Below are 11,655 nucleotides of genomic sequence, written 5' to 3' on the forward strand. Positions count from 1 at the left end.
AAATCGGACTTTAATCCCTTTACAGATCATTATGATCTCAACGATAAATCAGCACGCTTTATTCCCCGCGCAATTCCTCAATCACCCGTTGATGATTGGTATACACACAAATATCAGCGGCAATTGCTAATGAACGCTCGACAATTTGACGCGCATCCAATTCGGTATTTTCCATTAACGCCCGCGCTGCTGCATGAGCAAATGAACCGCCCGAGCCAATTGCCATAATGCCCTGTTCGGGTTCAATCACATCACCATTCCCCGACAGAATTAACGACGCATTCAAATCCGCCACACACAACATCGCTTCTAATCGCCGCAACATGCGATCTGTGCGCCAATCTTTTGCTAATTCCACTGCCGAGCGCACCAAATGCCCTTGATGCTTTTCTAATTGCGCTTCAAAGCGTTCAAATAATGTAAACGCATCCGCCGTCGCACCCGCAAATCCCGCCAATACCCGTTCTTTGTATAAACGGCGTACTTTGCGTGCATTGCCTTTGACAATAGTTTGACCTAATGAAACCTGCCCATCGCCACCAATGACAACGTGCTGGGCGCGGCGGACGGATAAAATGGTGGTGCCATGCAGTGCAATTGATGATGAAGGCATCATAACCTCGCAAGTTAATTAATAAGATAAGGGGGTGGGCGGGTGATAAACCACGCTGTCTCAATGACGATATTCCAATTCGCCACCTCGGCATAATGGCGCAGCAATTCTAATAAACAATGCAATTCAGGGCGTTGCAGTGTTAATATCAACACTTCATCGCTTGCCGTGTGAAAATGCAAATGAAACGCCGTCGCTTCTATTTGCACTTGCAAACTGCTAATTAATGGTATAGAGGGATTATTCGGGGCGGGAGATGATTGCGTAGTCATTGCCGACGCCGCGGGTGTTGTGATTGACGGCGGTGGATTGAAATGGCGATTAGTTGTGACCGCGCTCAGATGTTCTAATAACACCACATCCGCCCGCGCTTCGGTCGGTGCCCGCATTGCTAATGCACTCGAATCCATTAACAAGGTGGCAAAAGCGTTAATTAACCGTTCAGTTAAACGGCGGGTGAGCGCCACCGTGCGCAATTGACCGTGCGGCGCATGAGCCATTAATAACAGACGGTCTTCAACTTGATCGAAATAACAACTGAGCTGTTGCGTAATAAACCGGTTTTCAATCCTCGGCGTCATAACCACTGCACTCACGCATTCATCCTAATCAGTATTGAATGGGGAAATAACGCCCTATTCTTCGGTGAATGCAACCGCAAACCGATCCATGAGCGGCCGAATGAGATAATCAAGAAACGTGCGCTCGCCCGTTTTAATCATCACCTCAACGGGCATTCCCGCTTGTAATGTCCGCCCGCGCAATTTATCCATGCCAACGGCTGTCACACGAATCCGCGCTAAATAATAAGGAACGCCGGTTTGTTGATTCATTAAACGGTCAGCAGAAACAGTTAATACCTTGCCTGTAATGACCGGCGTGGTGCGGGTATTAAACGCACTCATGCGCAAATCGGCTTCTAATCCCGGCTCGACACGATCAATATCAACCGGCTGCACCTGCGCCTCAACAATTAAATCTTCATCATTCGGCACGATGTCAAGAATCTTATCGCCCGGGCGAATAACACCGCCAATGGTGTGCTGTCCCATGCCAACAATACTACCCGGCACTGGCGCATAAATTTCAGTGCGCGCTAACGTTTTTTCTAATGCCCGAATGCGCTCGCGTAAATCGGCTAATTTGGTTTCCACATCGCGCAAATCCGTCGCTACTTCACTCTCCAACCGCCGGTCCAATTGATTGATTTGCAATTGCGTTTCGCTAATTTGCACCCGCGCTGCGGCAATTGAGGCTTGATGTTCAGCCCGCTCACCTTCTAATTCCGCCACCAGCCGCTCCCATTCGCGCAACCGGCTTTTATCACCCAGACCTTTTTTAAATAAGTCTTTCAGCCCGGTGATCTCTTCTTGATACAATTTAATTCGCGTTAATTTGCTATCCGCCTGCGCTTTTAATCCGAGTATTTGCTCATTTAATTGCTCGGCGCGTTGCTGCAAAACCGCCTTTTCACCCGCCAATGCTTTACGCCGTGATTCAAATAACCGTTGCTCACCAATCATTGAATCAGCAATGCGCGGGTCATCTTTAACCGCTAATAATTCGGGGGCAAAAGCAATCTTGGTTAATTCATCCCGCTCGGCAATTAACCGCGCCTCACGCGCTAATAATGATAAATACTGCGAGCGCACGATTTCTAATTGCGAACTCGCCTCGGTATTATCCATGCGCAATAATAATTGACCAGAGGTGACATGATCGCCCTCGCGCACCAAAATCTCGCTGACAATGCCGCCCTCGAAATGTTGCACGGTTTTGCGCGCCGATTCGACCGCCACCACGCCGGGCGCAATCGCGGCGCTATCTAATGGTGCGACGGCCGCCCAAAATGTGAACCCGCCGAAACCGAAAAACAGCACCAGCAAACCGCCGATCCAAATGGATTTGTCGTTCGTCGGCACTTCAAGACTGGGTTCGGGCGCACTGATGCGGCGCGGAGTGATGTCAATATCCATAAAAAATACTCGAAAAATCAGTTAGTTGCCGTTGCTTGTAACGCTGGACGAGCCACCGCCGCCGGGCGGGCAAACTGCGGCAACACCTGCTCGCGGGTGCCAAACGCCTCGACCTGCCCCTCGCGCAGCACCACAATTTTGTCCACGCTATTGAGAATGCTTAACCGATGCGTGATGAGCAACACCGTCGAACCGTCGTTTTTTAACTGCGTCACCGCCCGCACCAGCGCCGCCTCGCCCTGATCGTCCAAATTGGAATTCGGCTCGTCCAGCACCACCAGCACCGGCCGACCGTACATTGCCCGCGCTAAACCAATGCGCTGCCGCTGCCCACCCGACAGCACCGCGCCGCCCACCCCAATCGGCGTGTCGTACCCTTTGGGCAACCGTAAAATCATTTCATGCACCTGCGCCCGTTGCGCGGCCGCCACAACCTGATCGGCGTCAATTTCACCAAAACGGGCGATATTTTCGCTGACCGTGCCGTCAAATAACTCGATGTCCTGTGGTAAATAACCGACATACGGCCCGAGTTCGTCCCGATTCCACTGGCTGATGTCCGCCCCGCTGAGGCGCACCTTGCCCGACGCGATTGGCCAAACGCCGAGCAGCACCCGCGCCAACGTGGATTTGCCCGCCGCGCTGGGGCCGACGATGCCGACAATTTCGCCGGCGTTCACGTCAAATCGCACCCCGCGCAACACCGGAACATTGGAGCCGGGCGGGGCGGCCACGACATTTTCCACGCTCAATTGCCCAGTCGGTGGCGGCAACCGCATACTGCGCGGGCGGGCGGGGACGGCGTATAATAAATCTTGCAAGCGTTTATACGCTGAACGGGCGGATAAAAATCCTTTCCAACTGCCAATTAACAAATCCACCGGGGCTAATGCGCGACCGAGAATAATTGACCCCGCAATCATCATGCCCGGGGTAATAACTTGTTGAATTGCCAATAATGCACCCAGCCCTAATACTAATGATTGCAACGTCACGCGCAGGCTTTTACTTAAACTACTCAGCGCGCCGGCGCGATCACTCGCCAATGCTTGCAAAATGAGTAATTGTTTATGCCGCGTCAACCAGCGGTGGCGGACATTTTCTAACATGCCCATTGCCTCCAACGCCTCGGCATTGCGCAAATTACCATTCAAATAATTCCGCCCGCTAATTGCCAAGTTATTGGCTTCTGCTAATGGTTTGCGGGTGGAAAAGTCCGTGAAAAATGCAACGATGCTTAATAGTACCGCGCTGCCAATTGCCAACCAACCCAACCAGGGATGAATAAAAAATAACACCGCAACGTAAATGGGAATCCAGGGCGCATCAAAAAAACCGAATAATGCGTTGCCCGTTAAGAATTGGCGTAAATTGGTTAAATCTTCAATGGGTTGCCCGCCGGGGCCGCGGCCGCGTAAATTGGCTTCAAACATGGCATTAAATAAGCGCGTATTTAACAACATGTCTAATCGGGCGCTGACGCGAACTAAAATCCGCGCCCGCAGCATTTCCAATGTACCCATGATGACAAATAACCCGACGACCAATAAAGTGAGCATTAACAGGGTCGTTTCGCTATTACTGGCCAAGACCCGATCATACACTTGCAACATGTAGATAGACGGGACGAGCATTAACAGGTTAATAAATAAACTGAAGAATGCCGCGACTAAAAAAGACGTGCGACTCAGTTTAAGTGCTAATTGCAATTCATCATCAGGACGATTGCGGGCGGCAGCGTGTGATGGTAAATGAAACATAAATCGCCTATTGTGAAAAAAAGCGGTGGCGGGTGAATGACTGTTGGCAAAACATGATGTTTGGTTCAATCAACGCGCTAATCAAAATGCAGCAACCCGTCGTCGGGGAAGGTGAATAGTTCTTTGGATTTTTGTAATAATTGCGCCTGCGCTCGCGCTTGTGCCGCGGCCATTTCGCCGAGCATGGATAAATGCTGCATGGATAATAACTGGCAATAAACAATCGGTAAACCACCCGCCGCCCGTACTGCGGTTAATACCTCAAGCGGGGCATTGTTAAATGCCGCCTCATCCACGCGATATAATCCAGTTAATTGCCGTTCACCCGCCGCGCCCTGATCTATTTTAATTGGCCAGGGTTGTAATAACTGATGATTAGCGAGGGTCGCCATTGCGGTGATGGTTAATTGCCGGTTGTGTTCCAATTGGCGCAAAAACTCCATGAGTTGCGCGACACTCGGGGCGATTTGACCGTCAGCAGTGAAAAACGGTTCGCCATCAACCTCTTGCACCAATTCACTGTTGTCATCCACGCACAGCGCCAATTTATCATTACCAAGACTGGCTAAACGAAACGGATGACCGCGTAATACGGCGGGAATATAACGCCCGAGCCAGCGTCCGTCTGGGGCAATGAACAAATTCTGCCCGGCATTAAAACCCAGCACCGCAACGGGTGTATAGGCGCCCGCTTCATCTTGAATAAACGCAATGGGAAATGCCATCACGGATTTGGCCAATTCAGCGGCGACGAGCGGTAATACAGCGGATGATTGGGCGAAATGATAACTGGTAAAACGCCGCCAGAGTTTATTGGCGTGGCGATCAAATGACACGGGGGTAAATTGCGGTTGAGACATGGTATTCACTTGCTGCGGTGGCGTAATAAAAAACGTGACACGGCGCGATCACGGCATGACGCGCATATCATATCAGTTTGAAATAACAGTGAATGATCGCACCTGCGGCATGGTAAAACAACAGGGACGGGTGCGAAATGCGCAGCTTGACGGTGGGGATGGCACATTTGGGTATGCAAAATCACCGCAAATGTGCAGAGTAAGCTGGTGGCTACGGCTAGACTTGAACTAGCGACATCGGCATTATGAGTGCCGCGCTCTAACCAACTGAGCTACGTAGCCAATAAGCGCACAATTTAGCTAATTAGCCTCACAACGTCAAGTACCAAATGCGCGGCCCTTTAATTCCGGCGCACTGGCGCCTATGTTGACCACTATCACGATTCATTTCACGACGTTATCAATCAACACCACCGAGGAGCTTGACCGCATGAGTAATTTAACCCGCAGTTTTATTTTAATGACCGCCACACTGCTAACCACATCAGCTTGGGCGGATTGGTCATTAGATGCCGCCCGTTCGCAATTGAATTTTATTTCAATTAAATCGCAGAATTTGGCGGACGTGCATCAATTCGCACAATTAAACGGGCAGTTGACAACCGCCGGCGCCCTCACCATTCGCATTCCATTAGCCAGTTTAACCACTGATAATGCGGTGCGCGATCAGCGCCTGCGTGATATTTTGTTTGAAACGGCACAGTTTCAAGACGCGACCTTAACCGCGCAATTAGACACCGCCGCGCTGGATGCGCTCAAGGTCGGTGAGATGGTTGAATTAACCAGCGCGGCCACCTTGTCATTACATGGCGTGAATCAGGCAATTAAAGTGACAGTGACGGTGGCCAAATTGAATGCAACGACCTTATTTGTGGCGAATAAAAAACCGGTGATTTTAGACGCGGCGCAATTCAATTTTACCGCCGCGCTAGAGCAATTGCGCGAATTGGCCGGGCTGCCGGTGATTAGCCGCGCCGTTCCCGTGAACTTTCATTTAACCTTCGTGCAACCCGCGCCGTAATAATAATGATTGCCCCCGCCGGGACCGCTGCCGTTATCATTCCCGCATTTAATGAAGCCGCCAGCATCGGTCACGTCGTGCGCGCAGTTTGCCAGCAAGCCGGCGTGACGGCGGTGATCGTGGTGGACGACGGTTCAGGGGACGACACCGCTCGCCGGGTGCGCGAGTTGGTCGCAGAATATCCGCAAATTCAATTACTTACTCACCCGATCAATCGCGGCAAGGGCTTTGCGCTCGCCACCGGCATTGCGCAGGCACTGGCGAGCGGGGCGGCGTGGGTTGTCACATTTGACGCCGATAATCAGCACGATGCCGCCGATATTCCGCGTCTGCTGCGGGCTGCCGAGCGCACCGCGCCGCAGTCACCATTCCCGCTCATCATCGCCGTCCGCCAGCGCGCAGATGGCAACCAATCGCCACCGTTGCGGCGTTTTGCCAACCATTTTGCCGATTTTTGGGTTTCGTGGGCGTGTGGACAGGCGATCACCGACACGCAGTCGGGGTTGCGGCTGTATTCGGCGGCGCTGCTTCAGCAGTTGCCGACAAAACCGCAATGTAATCAAGGGTTTAGGTATGAGACTGAATTGTTGATTGACGCGGTGACGGCCGGGGCGGCGGTGTATCGAGTTGATGTTGCCAATCGTTATCAACACGCGGCGCGTCCCAGTCATTACCGTCCCTGGCATGATACCTGGAGCATCACGCGGCTGGTCGCTATTCGCCTGCTGCGGCGCGGGTTATATCCGTTGGGTTTAATGCGTGTATTGCAAGCGGGGGTATTGCAATTGATTAGAAGGCGCGGGCGGGGGAATGATCTTTAATGAACGTGGCTATTATAAACAGCGCATGTTCCCACGTTGGCGCGTGGGAACGATTATTAACGCGACGGGGTTTCAATTAACCCCGCGCATATTTACGCCGGAAGCGATCTACTCGTCCACCGGTATCAACAATCTTTTGTTTGCCGGTGTAAAAGGGATGACAGGCCGAGCAGACTTCAATATGCAGCTCCGGTTTTTTTAATGTCGAACGGGTGGTAAAGTTATTGCCACAGCTACACAGCACTTTGACATCGTGATATTCGGGATGAATGGCAGATTTCATTAGAGATAGACCTTCAAATCAAGCAGGTTAGTTCAATGAGTTTAATGCGGGAGCGCTAGGTTATGCTGCACTCAACATTTGTCAAGTCAAATGTTTAACTTGGCAAATAGCCAGCAATGCAATCAAAACCGCAGGGGCTTTGCAGTATGATTGTCACTGGTCGCGGGGTTACAAACCAACACACCAGTCCTGCAAAATCCGGTGCAATCTACGACAAATAATTAAGCCTGTCAAAGCCATTGCCACCGTTTGCACAGCAAATTCGAGTTATCACCCGTTCTTTAGTATAACTAGCGACATATTTGACCTGACTGTCTCATGTTTCGTTTTAAATGATTCGTGTTTAGGAGTGACTTGATTTATGCCATCGCACCATCGCGCCCGTCGTTTGATTTTTACCACACTCGCCCTGACCGGCAGTTTGCTAACCACCAGTTGCAGTAGCAGCGAATCCGCCGCCGAGGCCTTTGCCAAAGGGCAGACTGCGATTAACGAGCAAGCCTGGCGCACCGCGGTGATTGAATTGAAAAATGCGCTGGCTGCCACCGAACCGCAATTGGATACCGCCAGTGCCGCCCGCGCACGGGCGCTACTTGGTCAGGCGTTGATGCGGTTGGGCAATGCGGTGGGCGCCGAGCAGGAATTGACTCGCGCTCAACAAGCCGGGGCGGCATTCACCGATTATCAACCCTGGTTGGCGCAGGCGTGGCTGCAAACCGACAAACTCGATCAGATTGTGGCGCTCACTATCCCCGCCGATTTAGCCGCCCCGATTGCCGCGGAATTGTTGGCTATTCAAGCGACGGCGGAATTTTTACGCGGTCACGCCGCCGATGCGGATGCCAAGATCGCGGCCGCTCGCGGGCGGGATCCGCAGGGCATTTTCCCGCAATTGGCACAGGCGCGCATGTTACTTGCCCGCGCTGATACCGACGGAGCGCGCACGCTTGCCCAGCAGGTGTTGACGCAAAAAGCTGATTCGCTGGATGCGCTGAGTTTGTTGGGTGACATCGAGCGAACGGCTAATCAATTGGCGGCGGCCGAAGCCGCCTACAGTCAGGCGCTGACCAAACTGCCGACGCTGGCGCAGGTGCGGCTTAATCGGACATTGATCCGCATTCAACTGCGCCAGTTTGACGCGGCGCGTGAAGATATTGCCGCGCTGCGTGACCAGTTGGACAAGAACCCGCAGGTGGATTACGCCGAGGGAGTGCTGTTTTACGCTGAGAAAAATTACACTCAAGCGATTGAAAAATTTGACATTGTGTTGGGCAGCAATCCCGATTTCACCCCGGCATTATTTTTCCTCGGTGCCAGTCACTTGGCGGAAGGTCAGATTGAACTGGCGCGGCTGAATTTGCAGCGGTTTGTCGCCGCCCGCCCGGATGATGTCAACGGGTTGCGCTTGCTGAGTACCGCCGCGTTGCAGGGCGGCGATGCGGTGGAAGCCGAGCGCGTGGCACGCGAATTACTCAAACAATCGCCCGACGACACGGTGGCGCTGGATTTGTTGGCGAATGCGCTGGCCAGTCAGGGTAAAACGGCGGAAAGTTTGGATTATTTGCGGCAGGTTAAAAATCAAGCGCCCGATTCAGCCCAAGCCAGTGCGCGGTTGGGGACGGTGTTATTGGCGCAGGGCGATACTGAAGCGGGCTTGCGCGAATTAAAAACTGCATTGCAACAAGAGCCGACGTTGGCGGGCGCGGCGGAGCAATTGATTGCCGGGTATTTGCGCAGCAAAAAACCGCAACAGGCGTTGGCGGAGGCTGTCGCTTGGACGCAACGTGAGCCAACGTCAGCGCGGGCGCAGGTGATTTTGGGGGCGGTGTACGCCGCGCAGCGCCAGTGGACGGAGGCGACAGCGGCGTATCAGCAGGCACTCAAACTCGATGCCAGTGATTTATCGGCGATTAACGGCTTAACGTTAATTGCATTGGAGAATAAAGATGTTGCCCGCGCTCAACAGATTTTGCGCGATGGTTTAATTGCACGTCCCGATCACCCGGGGTTATTAATTGCGTTGGCTAAATTGGCTATCATCAATAAAGATAATCAACAAGCACTGCAATTGTTACAACAAGCGGTGGATAAAAATCCCGATGCTTTAGAAGCAAAATTATATTTAGCCGCGTATTATTTGCAACAAAATGCGCTGGATAAGGTAAATGAACTCATTGCGCCGCTCTTAAAAGCACAACCTAAACAGGCGGCGATATTGGAATTGGCCGCGGAAGCGGCGCTGACGGGTAATGATTTCGCCGCTGCTCGCGCCCATTTAGAATCGCTGCGGCAACAACGCCCGAAAGATGCGCGGGTTTTAACGGCGCTGGCGCGGGCTGAAGCGGGGGTCGGTAATATCACGGCGGCGAAAGTGCAATTGCAAGCGGCAATTGAAGTTAATCCGAAATTTGCGCCGGCATTAGCCGCGCAAGCGCGATTAGCACTGGCGGATACCAATCCGGCGGCGGCGAATGAACCATTAAACGCGGCAGCGGCTGTATTGGGTGAAAATCACCCCGATATTCTTTTAATGACCGCGCAACAAGCGCAGCGTCAAGGTCGTCCGGATACCGCCATTGCCGCATTCAAAAAGGCATTAGATGTCAGCAATATCAAAACGAATTTCGATCAAGATGATAAACAGTGGTATTTGGTTGAACAATTGGTTTTGGGATTTATGCGCTTGGGTGATAAAGCGACGGCATTGCGCGCTGGTCAAGCATTAGAACAGTTTCAACCCGATTCAGCACGGGTGCAAACGCTATTGGGTTTATTGTATTTGAATAATACAAAAATGCCCGAGGCGGAACGGGCGTTTAATCAGGCCTTGACTATTGAACCTGGCGCAATTGCCGCCACCAGTGGTTTAGCAACGCTGGCGTTATACGCTAAGAATCCGCAATTAGCACAGGCACAATATGAAAAGAGTTTGGCATTGCATCCAGGTCATGCCGCGTTATTAAGTGGATTAGCCAGCGTTGCATTAGCGCAGAATGATAAAGTGTCGGCTAAACAGTATTTGGAAACGGCGGTCGAACGCAATCCGCAGCAATTAGAACCGGCGCTGCAATTGGCCGCATTTCATTTGCAACAGAATGAACCACAAGCCGCATTAAGTGTTTTATTACCGCGCAGTGATATGCAAGCAAATAACCGCATTTTTCTCGGTTTATTAGCGCAGGCACATGCGGTTGCCCGTGATTTCACTGCCGCCTATAACACATTGGAACAATTGGCTAAATTGATGCCGAATGATGCAAAAGTTTGGTTAGCACAAGCCGATACGCTATTAAACTTGAATCGAATAGATCAAGCGGAATCCGCATTACAACAGGCGATTAAATTGAATGCAGATGCGGCGCCGGCGTTGTTAATGCGAGCGCGAATTGCTCTAGCGCGACGGGATGTCAAAGGATTAAAAACTAGTTTGGCAGAACTTAAACGCCTGCCAGCGGCGGAGACCAAAGTAGTAGCGAATGACATTGGGTTGTTGGAAGCTAAATTAGCGGAATTAACGGGTGATTGGCAAGCCGCTATTGTGCATTATAAAACTTTATTAGAACAATCACCTAATGCTATCAACGTAATGCGCTTGAGCTACGCACAAACGCAAGCAAAACAAATCACTGCGTCTGAAACCACGCTGCAAGACTGGTTAGATATACATCCGCAAGATAGCGCGGTACGTTTTACATTAGGTCAGCACTATCTAGTTAATCAGCGTGAATCAGATGCAATTGAGCAATTCACACTTGGATTAGCCAATGATACAAATAACGCGGTGGCCTTAAATAATCTTGCATGGTTATTGCGAGAACGTCAGCCGCAAAAAGCATTAGAATATGCGCGAATGGCTCATAAACAAGCGCCTCAGTTATTAGAAGTTAAGGACACCTTGTCAATTGTTTTAATGCTACAAGATCAATTAGATGAGGCACGTCAATTAAATCGTGATGTGTTACAAATGCAGCCGGAAAATCTGAATTTCTTATTCCATCGGGCGCAGATTCTGCAAGCGGCTGGTGATACAAGAGCGGCAATCAGTACCTTGGAACAGATATTAACGCAGTCGGCAAAAGCAGAATTTGCTGAACGCGACGCGGCCAAAGGTTTACTGGCACGTTTGAAAACGAACGGGAATTGATTGACGTGAGGGTGTGTCAAAAGCACTCGTTCCCACGAGGTAAGCGTGGGAACATTCGCTTTAATTTAACAGCAGGAAAGTCGGATTGATTTGCAAGTGACTCACAATTGAAAATTTTCAAATTTTGCAATAAAAATCCGAATGAAATGACGCCGAAAAACGATGATTACTGGGAGT

The 11,655-nt window shown here is 51.2% G+C and carries 9 protein-coding genes and 1 tRNA gene; 3 read left to right on the plus strand and 7 right to left on the minus strand.

Annotated elements, in window-relative coordinates:
- Positions 1 to 58 precede the first annotated feature (58 nt).
- The 6 genes from hslV to HUK38_RS10430 form a co-directional block, all read right to left on the minus strand.
- The gene (hslV, locus tag HUK38_RS10405; RefSeq protein WP_238787586.1) at positions 59 to 616 is read right to left on the minus strand and encodes an ATP-dependent protease subunit HslV; all 558 of its coding nucleotides are present in this window, start codon (positions 614 to 616) and stop codon (positions 59 to 61) included.
- 11 nt (positions 617 to 627) lie between these two features.
- The gene (locus tag HUK38_RS10410; RefSeq protein WP_182584263.1) at positions 628 to 1,194 is read right to left on the minus strand and encodes a hypothetical protein; all 567 of its coding nucleotides are present in this window, start codon (positions 1,192 to 1,194) and stop codon (positions 628 to 630) included.
- A gap of 54 nt (positions 1,195 to 1,248) precedes the next feature.
- On the minus strand, positions 1,249 to 2,589 hold the full coding sequence (locus tag HUK38_RS10415; protein WP_182584264.1) for an HlyD family type I secretion periplasmic adaptor subunit: 1,341 nt from the start codon (positions 2,587 to 2,589) through the stop codon (positions 1,249 to 1,251).
- 17 nt (positions 2,590 to 2,606) lie between these two features.
- Complete coding sequence (locus HUK38_RS10420) at positions 2,607 to 4,349, minus strand: type I secretion system permease/ATPase (RefSeq protein ID WP_182584265.1); 1,743 nt, start codon at positions 4,347 to 4,349, stop codon at positions 2,607 to 2,609.
- A gap of 77 nt (positions 4,350 to 4,426) precedes the next feature.
- The gene (locus tag HUK38_RS10425) at positions 4,427 to 5,209 is read right to left on the minus strand and encodes a SapC family protein (protein ID WP_182584266.1); all 783 of its coding nucleotides are present in this window, start codon (positions 5,207 to 5,209) and stop codon (positions 4,427 to 4,429) included.
- A gap of 205 nt (positions 5,210 to 5,414) precedes the next feature.
- Positions 5,415 to 5,491 (minus strand) — tRNA-Met (locus HUK38_RS10430).
- A gap of 82 nt (positions 5,492 to 5,573) precedes the next feature.
- Here HUK38_RS10430 and HUK38_RS10435 point away from each other — a divergent pair.
- Both HUK38_RS10435 and HUK38_RS10440 read left to right on the plus strand, forming a co-directional pair.
- Positions 5,574 to 6,230, plus strand: a complete 657-nt coding sequence (locus HUK38_RS10435) for a YceI family protein (RefSeq protein WP_238787587.1) — start codon at positions 5,574 to 5,576, stop codon at positions 6,228 to 6,230.
- 5 nt (positions 6,231 to 6,235) lie between these two features.
- On the plus strand, positions 6,236 to 7,051 hold the full coding sequence (locus HUK38_RS10440) for a glycosyltransferase family 2 protein (RefSeq protein WP_182584268.1): 816 nt from the start codon (positions 6,236 to 6,238) through the stop codon (positions 7,049 to 7,051).
- 76 nt (positions 7,052 to 7,127) lie between these two features.
- Here HUK38_RS10440 and rpmE read toward each other — a convergent pair whose 3' ends face one another.
- Positions 7,128 to 7,334, minus strand: coding sequence for a 50S ribosomal protein L31 (rpmE, locus tag HUK38_RS10445; RefSeq protein ID WP_182584269.1), 207 nt, complete (start codon positions 7,332 to 7,334; stop codon positions 7,128 to 7,130).
- Positions 7,335 to 7,695: 361 nt separating this feature from the next.
- Between rpmE and prsT the strand changes: the two genes are divergently transcribed.
- Positions 7,696 to 11,478 (plus strand): XrtA/PEP-CTERM system TPR-repeat protein PrsT, encoded by a 3,783-nt coding sequence (gene prsT / locus HUK38_RS10450; protein ID WP_182584270.1) that lies wholly within the window; start codon positions 7,696 to 7,698, stop codon positions 11,476 to 11,478.
- Positions 11,479 to 11,655 lie beyond the last annotated feature (177 nt).

Origin of the sequence: Thiospirillum jenense (assembly GCF_014145225.1) — a bacterium.
GTDB classification, from domain to species: Bacteria; Pseudomonadota; Gammaproteobacteria; order Chromatiales; family Chromatiaceae; genus Thiospirillum; species Thiospirillum jenense.